Genomic DNA, 12,591 nt, shown 5'->3' with positions numbered 1-12,591 from the left:
CGGATATCCGACAAAGGGTGGATTTTTGTTAACTAATTAATACTCTTTTACATCCGGCATAGAAGTTGGAGAATAGGTAGGATTGATTTTTTCGGGAGACTTGCGGTTTTTGATCATATTCACCAAACCGATTGCCGTATTGCTGTATTGGTTGACTTCCGCGATATTGCGTTTATCCCGATCCACTCGAGTCGTAATATCTCCTGTAATAGAGCGGACGGTTGCATTCAAATCAATAACTGAATTCATGGTGCCTTTAGCAGCATCTACCAAAACCCCGATTTTTTCAGATTTTACTTGTACATCTTCTTTTAATTCATTTGCAGTATGCGATAAAGTCGTTGCTTCCAGGTTAAGCTTATCCACACGCTCTTTCAAGTTGTTTGCGGAACCTTTCATTTTTTTCATCGGTTCCTTGATTCCTGAAATCAGCATAACGACGCCGACGATCGCGATAATCAGGCCCAGGACGAAGATTCCGAGCGCTATGTACAGCCATATTGTTGAATCCATGCTGTTTTCCTCCTTTAACTTTATTGATGTCTTGATATGCTATACCCGTTATATCCTGCCGCTTAACCCATCAGTGGATGGTTTTTGCCCGTATACCAAAGGTTTTTGAAAGAATGGCGATTTACATAATGAAATAAACCGTTGTTTTTATGAAAATTGCGCCAAACAGCCATTATCCTTTTGCAAGTTGCTCTTTTAAATGCTTCTTGATGGCCGCAATGTCCTCTGAAACCGAAGCGGCACGCTGATCATCTTTCTGGAGTTTTTCAAGTGAGCCGGCTAACACATCTTCTGCACTGGCGAATGGAATGGCGGTGACGCCATCACAGTCTCCGACAATGATATCACCTGGCTGAATCGAAACGCCTCCACAGGAAATTGCTGTATTGATCTCTCCTTGGCCCGCCTTATTGCCGGCCGCAATTGTGGTGCCTTTACAGAAAATCGGAAAATCCAATGCTTTGCATGCCTCCAGATCCCGAATGGCACCATCCACAACAAAACCGGCGATGCCCAGGGCCTTGGCCATGCCGATGACAAAATCACCTGCGACCGCACGTGACAAATCACCTTTTGCATCAATGACGATAATGTCCCCAGGTTCGGCTGCATCTAACGCTTTCATAACACTGTAATTGTCTCCGATAGGCATTTTGACGGTAAGGGCTCTTCCGCTGATTTTGTAGGTGTCCTTAAGCGGTTTAATGGATGGATCCAGATTGTTCATCCCTTTCATTGCATCAGAAATTGCAGTGGTCGGAATGGATTTGAATTGTTCACTGATCGGTTTATTTGTCATATTGATCATCACTCCTTCGCTTAATGGGGCTGTATAAATAAAAGCATATCGCTGAAAAGAAGATAAGTAAAATTGAATCTGTTAATGAATGCCGATAAGTTATTGTTATGTTCTGTTTATTTTCTTTAAGATACAGTCATATATCGTGTGATCTGCTCAAAAACTTTAGCAAGAATAATCAAATATTCCTTTTCTATTTCCGATATCATAATTTTGAGGTGAACAGGATGCAGTACAGTGAAGTTACACAGAAAACCATCTCCTATATTGAAGGGAACTTGACGGAAGAAATTCAGCTCAATACCTTCCCGGCTGTAATTGGGTATTCAAAGTTCCATTTGACTCGCATTTTTAAGAAAGAAACAGGCAAGTCAATTGGTGAATACATCCGTCTGCGTCGATTGTCGATGGCGGCAATGCTTCTATTGCATAGCGATGAAACGATAATGTCGATTGCTTTTCTGTTTCATTTTCAATCTCAGGAGGCTTTTACCAGAGCTTTTAAGGAAGTATACGCCGTGCCGCCGGGAAAATACCGAAAGTTGATGAAAATTGTACGAATGACGGAGGAGGAGAAAAACATGAATACACACGAACAAATCAAAGGATGGAGTTTAAGCGGATCTAATCCGGAATTGTATGGACTTGTTTCAGATTCAACTGTGTGCCATACAGGAACACAGTCAGGATTGCTCTACGCAAAAGGAAATGCAGATGGACAGCACTTCGCTACGATGATGCAAGGCTTCCAAGCCCAGGAATATAAAGGGAAGCGGCTGAAGCTATCCTGTTTTCTAAAAACAGAGGATGCGGATAAGTGTGGAGCTTGGCTGCGGATAGATAATGTCAACGGCGATACAGTTCAGTTCGATAATATGGATAATCGATCCGTACAAGGAACGACCGATTGGAATCATTACTCACTTGTTTTGGATGTACCGGAAGATAGTGCTTCCATCCATTTTGGCGTCTTACTGATTGGAAAAGGAAAAGTTTGGGCAGATGGCTTCCGCTTTGAAGTTGTGACAGACAAAGTTCCTACGACAAACATGCTTTTAGAGGAACAACTTCCAGCGCAGCCGACTAACTTAGACTTTAGTGAGTAAGGCCAGAAAAACGATGATAGAGAGAGGAGGTAAGACTGATAAGAGACCACCTCCTCTTTAATTTGCCTTATAGATAATTTTTCCGAACGCTTTTTTAGGAATTCTAATACGAGTAAAACAAATATAGAAGATTTCTGAAAATTCTCCTTATCTTCGAAAGGCACAGGTATAATTGGTATACAAATAGCTTACGCAATATGTAAAAGAGGAAGGTGAATGATGGAACTATCTATAAAATTAATAAAAGAGAGTGATGCAGAATCCTTACTTGAGTTTGAAACTGAAAATCGGTATTTTTTTGAACAAATGGTCCCGAGCCGAGGAGACGATTATTATACATTCGAGGTATTTAGAAAAAGACATCAAAAACTGCTTATCGAGCAAGAGAACGGCTTTGCTAAATTTTATCTGATAAAAAATGATTCTGGGGGAATTTTAGGGAGAGTCAACTTAGTTGATATCGATAAGGTAAATAACAGTGCAGATGTTGGATTTAGAGTAGGAGAACCGGACGTGGGAAAAGGCATCGGAGACAAGGCATTAAAACTGCTATTAAGAACCAACTTACCCGTAAGGCAAATACGTGGAAAAACCACAACTGTTAATCACGCATCCCAAAAGGTCTTAGAAAAAAACGGGTTTAAACAAGTCGGCATAAGCAAAGAAGAGTTCGAAATGAATGATCAAAAGGTGAGGTTTGTCCATTATTTGTGGAGTTAACAATTGATAAAGAATTCATTAACTCGTTCCTTTATTTAAAATAGAAATTAACTTCCATATATAAATCAGGTTAAGTATTTATAGTGACAGGAGAGCGTATTAAGAATGTAAAGTTTCTCATCAGTCGGTAGTTGGAGTAGTAACTACTAACGATACAGGATCCAGGAGGCGAACAGAATGAAGGTTGATGGGATCAAGCATTCCGAGTGGGCTGATACCAAATTCACTTTGCATTTGATTTCACAGATTCTGGGGAAAATAAAACTGGAAACTGCCCAACAGGAGCCGCAGTGGGCGCATGTCGGACTGTGCTTAACAACTGATGGATTTTCGACAGGGATGCTGTTTCAAAAGAATACAGCTTTTCAACTGGATGTAGACATCCGCAACAGCCAAATCCTTATCAATGTGGACGGCAACGTCCGATCCCTGGAATTGAAATCCTCCAAAGCCATAAAGGATTATTTTGAAGAAATAATGGAAGCGTTGAATTCAAATGGCATCCGCGTCACGATCAATCCTAAACCGCAGGAAATGGCCTATCAGAAAAACTTGAACGAAGACAGCACTCCCTTAACTTTTAATCGCCAGCAAGCGATGAGGGGGCTGCAACTATTCCATTTGGCACAGCGTGAACAACTGAAGTTTGTAGGCCCGCTCAGATGCCGGAAAGTGAAACCTCAACTGTTTTGGGGAACATTTGATGTGTCTTTGTTGATTGTCAAAAACAAAATGGACCCATTTCCGGAAAACAAAATCATCGAAAAAGCGGCTTTTGATGAACAGATGATCGAATATGGATTTTGGTTGGGAGATGATAAAGTCGATGTTCCGACTTTTTTTGTGCTGCCTTATCCATTCATCTATAAAGACTTAAATTTTGACGCCCTGAAACCCAAAGAGGCTTACTATGATCAATCAGTGAGTGAATACTTTCTCAGTTTAGAAAATGCCTTTAGTTCTGATGGTGCAGGTCAGCCAATACAGGATTTTTTTCATTCCAGTTTCGATATTTTGTCTCGGGAACTCCTGTGGGCAGACAGCGCCCATTATTTCATTCCCTTGAAGATGAACAAACAAAATGATGCCGATCGCACGGATAAGGGGTAACAAAGCTGATTAATACTGCTGAATTGGCTGTGCTATAAAAGTATGGCCTGTTTTTAGGATGATTATTATTAGAAAATTCGATAATTTTTCGTGTACAGGAATGGAGTTGGTTGATATACTAAATAATGGAATAAAAAAGGGGAGTTGGGTATGAAAATAATGGGGCAGGCTTTGTTGGGAGCGGCCATCTTCCACATTCTTTATTTTTTGGCGTCGCTTGCAGTCGGCTATGTGAAAACCGTCACCTATAGGCCTAATTTTTCGAGCGCGTGGGAAAATACAGGGGATCTGCAGAGTACCGTGTCTTTTGGGACTGCAAATTCTCCTGTTTTCTATATGGGAACGTTTTTGGCAACGGCTCTTGTCTGCGGACTGATGTTGATCGCTTATAAAAAACTTACTTCTTTGCCTTGCCGAATTGGAACGGAAGGCAAGCGCCAACCTAAAAGATAAATGCCGATAAGGAGGTCCGCTTGATGAAAAAGAAGCTGTTACTGACTATGCTGATCGTTTTATTGGCCGCATGCACTTCGGACGATTCGATCCTCAGCTTCAGTGAAGTCGAAACCGTGCCGGAAAATTTAAATCAGCTGATCAATCCACATGAACCCCTGCAGCTCATCTATGAAGGTGAACAAACAGCCTACGTAATTTATCAATCTGCAGGAGATCTTCTTACCGATATTGAAGAACAGGACGACACACTTAAAATTTTGATCAGTGAAGCGGACGGCAGCAGCATTCCTGCAAAGCAGCATGTCTACAAGCTGACTTTGGATGATCACCATGAAGTGATTGATGTCTTCATCAATGGAAAGTCAACAGCATTTGATCGCGTGTCGACTCTAGGTGAAGAAAATTAAAAAGAAAAAGCCCATTCCTATGCTGACTTTACAGGTCGTCACAGGAATGGGCTTTTGCATGTCAGAAATAACAATCTGTATTTCCGTTCTCTATTCATATAGATCTTTGTAGCGCTTCATAAATTTCCGGTCAATCCGTTGCTTCATTTTCCAAGGAATCTTGCCGTGCAACGGCCGTTTTCCGTATGTCAGAAAAGCTTCACCTTCACCGGTCGACAAGATGGAGACAAATCGCTTTTGCGGAACAAAGGGCAACAACACATTTTCGGAAAGTCTATTCTTTAGGTTTTTCCATAAAATCGGGCCTTGGCGGACCGCATAAACGCCATTTTTGGCGAGAACCGGATAGCGGTCGATGGCAACACAGTCCCCGGCTCCAAATAAATCAGGGTGTTGGATGCTTTGCAGCTTGTCGTTGACCAGCAAAAATCCGCCGGCATCTGTGGCTAAGCCGGAAAGGCTGAAGAGAGCTGCGCTTTTCGGACCCGTCAGCCACAATACGCCTGATTTGGGATAGATTCTGCCGTCACTCGCCGTAACGCTGATGCCGTCGATGGCTTGTACAGACACGCCTGTGATAAATGGCAAAGCTTTTTGTTTAGCGACATTTTCAATTTTTCTTGAAGCCGCTTTACCTTGGCTGTGGAGGAGGGAAGCTGAACTGAATAATGCTACATTGGCAGGGAGCTTATTATGCTTTCTCCAGGCCAGAATGGAAAATGCCAATTCCACTCCCGAAGCCCCTCCTCCAACGACTGCAGGATGCGCCGTGTTTCTAAGCTGAAGCAATTGCTCCGGAAATCGGTAATTCGGTTTGATTGAAGAAACAAAATCTGCCGCTGCCTGTGGAACATCGCTTTGCGAACCGATATCAAACGATGCCAGGTCATAGGGATAAACCGCTCCGTCTGCACCTGTAAGTTCTTTAGCCTGGGCATCGACAGCGATAATGGTATCTTCAATAAATAACGCACCGACGTGCTCGCTCAGTTTTTGAATATCGATGCGGATCTCTTCCTGGCTATAGATTCCTTCAGCATATCCTGAAAACATTCCGGAATAATATTGGTAGGGGGAAGGGGAAATCAGGATAACGCGGCAGGATTTCGGGAAATCCGTTGTCAGTTGTTCGAGACAGTGCAAATGTGCATGTCCGCCTCCGACCAGCACAAGATTCTTCATCCATTTCTTCTCCTGTCTATTTCAGAATGCGCCGGGCTTCGGCCATACGCTGGCAGATCGTGATGATTTGCACAGCGAAAAAAAATAAAGTAATTGCAGTTAAGTATGTTGAAAAAATAATCATTAGGGTAAAGAGAATAAAGCCTTCTGTTCTTTCAGCCAAGCCAGCCTGGTAATAGAACGACTTCATCCCTTGTTTATCGGACAAAGCACCTACCGTCAGGAACACGGTCATGGCAATGATGATGGAGACACTCAGCAGCAGCAATGCCCACATCGATTCGGGATAACGGAATGCCAACCCCACGATTACACTGATTTCCACCAAACGGTCAAAACTGATATCCAGCAAGGTCCCCCATGAAGATGGTTTGGTTTTGCGTGCCATGGTGCCGTCAACGACATCGAGGTAGCCGGAAAACCAAAGAACAAAAACAGCCCAGAAAGGCTGGTCCAGGTAAATGAAAACACCTGAAGACATGCCGATAGCAAAAGCGATTTTTGTAACGCTGTCGGCCGTGAAACCCTTTGACAGCAAGAAATCAGCCGACTTTTCTACGGACGGTTGAACATGTTTTCGAGCGTGAGTATCCAGCATTAAGTTCACCTTTTTCATTTTCAAGTTACTTTCAGTATAGTATATGTTCCTGATTCAAACCCGTAATCCCACTCGAAGGCGAAGAAGGGGATTTCATTTTTTCTCGCGATCCGAGTCTGATTAGGAGTAAGTTTTTTTAGTAGTTTGTTAAGATGATACTAATTTAGAAAAAGAAAGGAAATGGTAAAGATGGTAAAAAAATATGATATCGCAATAATTGGAGCTGGCGCAGCCGGTTTGACAGCTGCATTTACAGGAGCGGGATTCTCGAAAAAAGTGGTTTTGATCGACAAGAACTTACCGGGCGGAGAATGTACTTGGTCAGGCTGTATTCCAAGTAAATCGCTGATCAATACGGCAAAAGAAGTCCATCATGCCAAAAAATATTCACCCAACCTCCAAATCGATACATCAGTCGTCCTGAAAGATATCCAGGAAGTGATACAGAAAGTTTATGCGGGGGAATCACCGGAAGTGCTGAAACAATCCGGCATTGATTTCATCAACGGCTATGCCAAGTTTGTGGGTCCGCATGCAGTAGAAGTGGATGGCGAACGCATTGAAGCGAAGAAGTTTATCCTTTCCACAGGCTCTTCACCGATGGTACCGCCAATCGAAGGACTGGATAAAGTGTCGTATTTGACGAATGAAACCATCTTTACCCAGAAATCATTCCCGAAATCCATGACCATACTCGGCGGTGGGGCCATCGGCGTCGAAATGAGCCAGGCATTGAACCGCATCGGCGTGAAAGTGACGCTGGTCGAGAAATTCGAACGAATCCTGCCGAAAGATGAAGAAGAATTGGTCTTGATGATCCAACAGCGTTTGATCAATGAAGGCGTAACGATCCATACGGGTGCTACTGCTGTTAAAGCTAATCAACAAGGCGGTCAAATCGATTTGACAATTGAAAAAGACGGCAAAGAAACGACGGTAACCGGAGAAGGGCTTTTGGTGGCGCTTGGGCGCAAAGCCAATGTCAAAGGCTACAATCTGGAAAAAGCAGGCGTTGAATACGATTCAAAAAGCATCCAAGTGGATGACCATATGGAAACTACCGCTAAAGGCATCTATGCCATCGGTGACGTCGTCGGACCTTACCAGTTGTCCCATATGGCCAATGCGCAGGGCATTACGGCTACGCAAAACGCCATCTTGCCTATCAACAGAAAAATGGATTACGAGCATGTGACGTGGTGTACATACACGGATCCAGAACTCGGCAGATCCGGTTTATCCGAAGAGGAGGCGCGCGAAAAACACGGCGACTCGATCCGGGTTTATGAACACGATTACGCTGACATCGATCGTGCCAATACCAAAAAAGACAGCATTGGCAAAGTGAAAATCATTCTGGATAAAAAAGGTTACATTTTAGGGGCGAGCATTCTCGGTGATCGTGCCGGGGAAATCATCAGCCAGATCCAGACCATCAAATCCCTGCACATCAACATGGGCAAACTGTCTGGTGTCATCCATCCCTATCCGACTTACAGCGAAGTGCTGGTGAAGATCGGTAAGAAAGTCTATGTCGATAACTTGTTGAACCAACCGGTCGTCAAAACATTCAACAAAGCGAAAGCTGGAGAAATTCCAGCAGAAAAAGTCGCCATTTACGGAGCGGCAACTGCAGCTGGGATCGGCATCGCGAACATGGCCATCAAAAACAACGTTAAACCGAAACTCGGCGTAGAAAACGGCCGTCTGAAAGAAATGCCGTCAACACCAAACGCCGTGTCATCCCAGTCTAGTTCTAAAGACAAATTTGTTCCTGCGTGGCCATATAATGGCACGAAAAGCCAGGCGAAAAAGAACTTGATCGGCATGTTGAAAGGCTATGAAGGTGTGACGATCGCCCAAAACGACGAAAATTACGTATACGCTGTCGCGAAATCCAAAACGATGCGCTTTAAAGACGACATCGAATTTTATTTTAACGATGCTGACCAACGAATCGAATTCCGTTCAGCTTCACGAATCGGCTATTCAGACGCAGGCGTCAACCGAAAACGCTACGATGAAATGAAAAACCGGTATTACAACATCTCGGCGCATACGCGCAATTCATGAAAAAAGGCACCGCTCCAAAAATCGGGAAATGGTTGCTGGCAGCCGCCGCCATCGTCCTGATTATCTGGTTGAGCCGTTCCGTTTTTGATGTTGACGCAAATGGCCTCCGCCGCTGGATTTTATCATTCGGCTTTTGGGCACCGGCCATCTATATGCTGATTTATACCATCAGGCCATTGGTCTTTTTCCCGGCATCGGTACTGTCGATTGCTGGCGGCCTGGCGTTTGGCGCCTGGCAAGGTACGTTCTACACCATTATCGGAGCGACACTCGGAGCTATGCTGTCCTTTATTATCGCAAAATCAGTAGGGAAAAGCCTGGTCCGCAAAGAATGGACTGGGAATGCCGGGAAAATCCAATCGCAAATGGAACAAAACGGCTTTCTCTATGTTCTGTTGTTCCGCTTTATTCCGGTCATCAATTTCGACTTGATCAGCTACGCAGCCGCATTCGCGAAAGTTCGTTTTGGATCTTTTGCCTTAGCGACATTGATTGGTATCATTCCAGGTACCTTCGCCTATAATTTCTTAGGGAGCAGTTTTATCAGCGGAAATCCACGGATTATTATTTTGGCGGTCCTGGTTTTTGCCGTTTTGACCGCAGTTCCGATTTTGATTCGCAATAAATGGAATAAAAAGCAATAGCTCGACGAATAAAGTGCATTTTACTAAGCGTTTAGGAAGTGGAAAGAGTGAAAAAGTTTACATTGTTAATGCCAGGTTTGGTGGCACTTACACTAGCTGCATGTTCTGATGAATCCGGAAGCGGAGCAGCAGAAGAAACAGAAAACCTATTGACGGACGACTGGGATGAAGTTTCTGAAGCTGGGATGGGACAGGAAGTCAATATGTACATGTGGGGCGGAAACGACAACATTAACCGCTACCTCGATGAATGGGTGGCTCCCCGGTTGAAAGAAGAGCACGACGTGGAATTAACCCGTGTGCCGGTAAATGATGCACAGGACATCATCAATCAACTGGTCGACGAAAAAGCAGCTGGCAAAAACGAAGGCAGCATGGACATCATTTGGATCAACGGCGAAAATTTTAAAGCGGCGAAAGACAATGAGTTGCTGTGGGGAGATTTCAGTGGCCAATTGCCGAATTTCAATGACTATGTCGATGCAGAAGCACCGGAAATCGCAACCGATTTCGGGGAAGCAGTCGACGGACTTGAAGCCCCATGGGGCAAAGCCCAATTCGTTTTTGTCCATGACGAACTGAAGTTGGAAAACCCACCGAAATCAATGGAAGAACTGGCCGAATGGGTCAAAGAAAATCCTGGCCAATTCACTTATCCCGCGTTGCCTGATTTTACAGGAAGTGCATTTATCCGCCACGTGCTCTATGAAACGACGGGCGGTTATGAACAATACCAGCAGCCTGCCGCAGACATCGAAGACTTGGAAGCACGTCTGGAACCGATGTGGCAGTACTTGAATGAAATCGAGCCTTATTTATGGCGTGAAGGAACAACTTATCCTGAAAGCCTGGCCAAGCAAGATCAATTGTTTGCGAGCGGTGAAATCGGAATGACCATGAGTTATGATCCGGCGCTAGCTGCCAGCGAAGTATTGAAAGGGCGATTCCCCGAATCCACGCGCACATTCGTGCTGGAAGGCGGAACACTGTCCAATACGCATTTCCTTTCGATTCCCTTCAACTCTTCCGATAAAGCGGGTGCAATGGTGGCCATCAACGAAATGATGTCGCCGGAAGCCCAAACCGCTAAACTGTCTCCTGAAAACTGGGGAGATCTGTCGGCGTTGGATTTGGAGAAACTGTCTCCTGAACAACAAGACGCCATGAATAATGTGGACATGGGCGAGGCAACTCTTCCATTAGAAGACCTGGAAGAACACCGCCTTCCTGAATTGTCTGCAGATTATATCGAAATTATCGAAAAAGGGTGGATGGAAAATGTGGCAAAAGAGTAAGCCTTATCTTTTGCTGCTGCCAGCCATCGGCACCATTGTCCTCCTGTTTTTTGGAGGACTTTTTGATGGGCTGCTGAAAAGCCTCGGCTATTTTCCGGCAATCGGGGAAACCGGTTTTGAACTGACCGCCTATACGGAGTTGTTCCGCTCTTCTGCGTTTTGGGAATCCTTATCCTTGACCGTGCGTGTGGCCGCCTTGTCGTCTCTGATTTCAGCCGTAATGGGTGCAGCCATTGCAGTGTCGCTTTTTATGCTGAATGAATCTGCAAAGTCGCGAAATACACAACTCTGGCACCGAATGTTCCAATTGCCGTTAACCATACCACATCTGGTCGGCGGCTATATTATTGTGCTGCTCTTTATGCAAAGCGGTTTTATGTCAAAGATTTTCGCAAACTTTGGATGGATCGGGGAAATCCAGGAGTTTCCCGTGCTGGTCAATGATCCATTCGGCTGGGGCATTATTTTAACCTATGCCTGGAAAGAGGCCCCTTTTGTATCTTTGATGATTTATCCGGTGTTGTCTCGGATCCACCGGTCGTGGCGTGATGTATCCCGTGTCTACGGTGCGGGAAACTGGAGTTTTATCCGTGAAATTGTCCTGCCGGCGATCTTGCCGGCATGGACGATTGCGGCATTCATCGTTTTCGTTTTCACGTTTTCTGCTTTTGAGGTTCCATTCCTGTTGGGAGTAACGTACCCAAGCATGTTGCCGGTCTATTCGTATCAACTTTACACAAGCGGTACATTGGCGGACCGGCCGGAAGCGTTAGCTGTGAATATCGTCTTGGCGGCTTTAACCATTTTGTTGGGGCTGGTCGTTTATTATTTCAGCAAACGCTGGAATGTAATGAAGGGGTGGGATTGATGAATAAGAAACCATTCTTATTGAAAACCACTTTATTCATTCTGTTATTCATAATAATCGGGTTGCCATTCATTCCGTTGGTACTGTCGAGTCTGTCGTTTGGCTGGCAATGGCCGCACATTCTGCCTGAGTCATTCAGTTTCCGTGCCTGGGAATATGTGCTATTTGGAAGCTCCGGTACGTGGCAAGCCGTTTGGATGAGCTTATTAATTGCATTTACCGTCACGGCTGTGAATATTCTGCTTGCAATACCCGCTGCCATTGCTCTTGTTCGCCATCAACTCCGCGCCAAATGGCTTTGGGAAGCGATCCTTTTTGCACCGATTGTGATTCCGCCTTTTGTTGCAGTGATGGGCATCCATTTGACGTTTCTGAGATTGGGACTGACGGAAACCATCTGGGGTGTAGTCCTGGCACATATCTCACCGACTTTGCCTTATGTGGTGCGAGCGATCATCATCAGCTATTCCACTTTGTCAGTTGATTGGGAAAATCAGGCACGCATGCTTGGGGCTGGCCCGGTTTCACGTTTTTATTATGTAGTGCTGCCGCATCTGTTGCCAGGCATTGCTGCGGGGGCCAGCTTAAGCGTCCTGATTTCTTTAAGCCAGTACTTGATTACCTTCATCATCGGGTCCGGCCAAGTGGTGACGTTGCCTATACTGTTGTTCCCGTTCATCAGTGGTGGGGATCCGGCAGTTGCTTCCGCTTATTCCTTGCTGTTTGCGGGCATCGCCATCGTGACTTTGACCGTAATGGATACCGCTTTGAAAAAATACTATCAAAACAAGAAAACCGCCATAGAGAAGGGCTAAAGGAG

The 12,591-nt window shown here is 44.8% G+C and carries 14 protein-coding genes; 10 read left to right on the top strand and 4 right to left on the bottom strand.

Annotated elements, in window-relative coordinates; translation table 11 throughout:
* Window positions 1-36: 36 nt before the first annotated feature.
* Window positions 37-513: a DUF948 domain-containing protein gene (locus H9630_RS12065; protein ID WP_191715738.1), complete on the bottom strand. Its 477-nt coding sequence runs from the start codon at window positions 511-513 to the stop codon at window positions 37-39.
* Window positions 514-685: 172 nt separating this feature from the next.
* Complete coding sequence (locus tag H9630_RS12060) at window positions 686-1,312, bottom strand: RraA family protein (protein ID WP_191715737.1); 627 nt, start codon at window positions 1,310-1,312, stop codon at window positions 686-688.
* A gap of 227 nt (window positions 1,313-1,539) precedes the next feature.
* Between H9630_RS12060 and H9630_RS12055 the strand changes: the two genes are divergently transcribed.
* The 5 genes from H9630_RS12055 to H9630_RS12035 all read left to right on the top strand — a co-directional run bounded on the left by H9630_RS12055 (window position 1,540) and on the right by H9630_RS12035 (window position 5,111).
* Window positions 1,540-2,418: a helix-turn-helix domain-containing protein gene (locus H9630_RS12055; RefSeq protein ID WP_191715736.1), complete on the top strand. Its 879-nt coding sequence runs from the start codon at window positions 1,540-1,542 to the stop codon at window positions 2,416-2,418.
* Between the two features lie 219 nt (window positions 2,419-2,637).
* Entirely contained in the window at window positions 2,638-3,138 is a 501-nt protein-coding gene (locus H9630_RS12050) for a GNAT family N-acetyltransferase (protein ID WP_191716049.1), read from the top strand.
* 177 nt (window positions 3,139-3,315) lie between these two features.
* On the top strand, window positions 3,316-4,248 hold the full coding sequence (locus H9630_RS12045; RefSeq protein WP_191715735.1) for a DUF5996 family protein: 933 nt from the start codon (window positions 3,316-3,318) through the stop codon (window positions 4,246-4,248).
* 150 nt (window positions 4,249-4,398) lie between these two features.
* Window positions 4,399-4,701: a hypothetical protein gene (locus H9630_RS12040; RefSeq protein ID WP_191715734.1), complete on the top strand. Its 303-nt coding sequence runs from the start codon at window positions 4,399-4,401 to the stop codon at window positions 4,699-4,701.
* Between the two features lie 23 nt (window positions 4,702-4,724).
* Window positions 4,725-5,111, top strand: coding sequence for a hypothetical protein (locus H9630_RS12035; RefSeq protein ID WP_191715733.1), 387 nt, complete (start codon window positions 4,725-4,727; stop codon window positions 5,109-5,111).
* 90 nt (window positions 5,112-5,201) lie between these two features.
* Here H9630_RS12035 and H9630_RS12030 read toward each other — a convergent pair whose 3' ends face one another.
* Together H9630_RS12030 and H9630_RS12025 are read right to left on the bottom strand one after the other, a co-directional pair.
* Window positions 5,202-6,293: an FAD-dependent oxidoreductase gene (locus H9630_RS12030; RefSeq protein ID WP_191715732.1), complete on the bottom strand. Its 1,092-nt coding sequence runs from the start codon at window positions 6,291-6,293 to the stop codon at window positions 5,202-5,204.
* A gap of 16 nt (window positions 6,294-6,309) precedes the next feature.
* Window positions 6,310-6,891 (bottom strand): CDP-alcohol phosphatidyltransferase family protein, encoded by a 582-nt coding sequence (locus H9630_RS12025; RefSeq protein WP_191715731.1) that lies wholly within the window; start codon window positions 6,889-6,891, stop codon window positions 6,310-6,312.
* A gap of 189 nt (window positions 6,892-7,080) precedes the next feature.
* On the opposite strand from H9630_RS12025, the gene H9630_RS12020 reads away from it, so the two are divergent.
* Genes H9630_RS12020 through H9630_RS12000 form a run of 5 tightly spaced genes read left to right on the top strand, consistent with a single transcriptional unit; the run spans window position 7,081 to window position 12,586 of the window.
* Window positions 7,081-8,964 (top strand): FAD-dependent oxidoreductase, encoded by a 1,884-nt coding sequence (locus H9630_RS12020; RefSeq protein ID WP_191715730.1) that lies wholly within the window; start codon window positions 7,081-7,083, stop codon window positions 8,962-8,964.
* Window positions 8,961-9,608 (top strand): TVP38/TMEM64 family protein, encoded by a 648-nt coding sequence (locus tag H9630_RS12015; RefSeq protein ID WP_191715729.1) that lies wholly within the window; start codon window positions 8,961-8,963, stop codon window positions 9,606-9,608. The genes H9630_RS12020 and H9630_RS12015 overlap by 4 nt, the downstream gene beginning before the upstream one ends.
* Before the next feature lie 47 nt (window positions 9,609-9,655).
* A complete protein-coding gene (locus tag H9630_RS12010; protein ID WP_318247997.1) occupies window positions 9,656-10,903 on the top strand; it encodes an ABC transporter substrate-binding protein in 1,248 nt (415 codons plus the stop codon).
* A complete protein-coding gene (locus H9630_RS12005) occupies window positions 10,887-11,771 on the top strand; it encodes an ABC transporter permease (protein ID WP_191715728.1) in 885 nt (294 codons plus the stop codon). Before H9630_RS12010 ends, H9630_RS12005 begins: the two co-directional genes overlap by 17 nt.
* On the top strand, window positions 11,771-12,586 hold the full coding sequence (locus H9630_RS12000) for an ABC transporter permease (RefSeq protein ID WP_191715727.1): 816 nt from the start codon (window positions 11,771-11,773) through the stop codon (window positions 12,584-12,586). The genes H9630_RS12005 and H9630_RS12000 overlap by 1 nt, the downstream gene beginning before the upstream one ends.
* Window positions 12,587-12,591 lie beyond the last annotated feature (5 nt).

Source organism: Planococcus wigleyi, from assembly GCF_014836985.1.
GTDB lineage: Bacteria > Bacillota > Bacilli > Bacillales_A > Planococcaceae > Planococcus > Planococcus notacanthi.
The sequence above is the reverse complement of the archived record's forward strand: the minus strand, read 5'-3'. Positions and strand labels throughout refer to the sequence as shown.

Bases quoted from the DNA above. Each gene is read 5' to 3' on its own strand.
- H9630_RS12025 (WP_191715731.1), bottom strand. From the start codon at position 6,891: ATGCTGGATACTCACGCTCGAAAACATGTTCAACCGTCCGTAGAAAAG.
- H9630_RS12055 (WP_191715736.1), top strand. From the start codon at position 1,540: ATGCAGTACAGTGAAGTTACACAGAAAACCATCTCCTATATTGAAGGG.
- H9630_RS12015 (WP_191715729.1), top strand. From the start codon at position 8,961: ATGAAAAAAGGCACCGCTCCAAAAATCGGGAAATGGTTGCTGGCAGCC.
- H9630_RS12035 (WP_191715733.1), top strand. From the start codon at position 4,725: ATGAAAAAGAAGCTGTTACTGACTATGCTGATCGTTTTATTGGCCGCA.
- H9630_RS12045 (WP_191715735.1), top strand. From the start codon at position 3,316: ATGAAGGTTGATGGGATCAAGCATTCCGAGTGGGCTGATACCAAATTC.
- H9630_RS12000 (WP_191715727.1), top strand. From the start codon at position 11,771: ATGAATAAGAAACCATTCTTATTGAAAACCACTTTATTCATTCTGTTA.
- H9630_RS12030 (WP_191715732.1), bottom strand. From the start codon at position 6,293: ATGAAGAATCTTGTGCTGGTCGGAGGCGGACATGCACATTTGCACTGT.
- H9630_RS12005 (WP_191715728.1), top strand. From the start codon at position 10,887: ATGTGGCAAAAGAGTAAGCCTTATCTTTTGCTGCTGCCAGCCATCGGC.
- H9630_RS12050 (WP_191716049.1), top strand. From the start codon at position 2,638: ATGGAACTATCTATAAAATTAATAAAAGAGAGTGATGCAGAATCCTTA.
- H9630_RS12020 (WP_191715730.1), top strand. From the start codon at position 7,081: ATGGTAAAAAAATATGATATCGCAATAATTGGAGCTGGCGCAGCCGGT.
- H9630_RS12065 (WP_191715738.1), bottom strand. From the start codon at position 513: ATGGATTCAACAATATGGCTGTACATAGCGCTCGGAATCTTCGTCCTG.
- H9630_RS12040 (WP_191715734.1), top strand. From the start codon at position 4,399: ATGAAAATAATGGGGCAGGCTTTGTTGGGAGCGGCCATCTTCCACATT.
- H9630_RS12060 (WP_191715737.1), bottom strand. From the start codon at position 1,312: ATGACAAATAAACCGATCAGTGAACAATTCAAATCCATTCCGACCACT.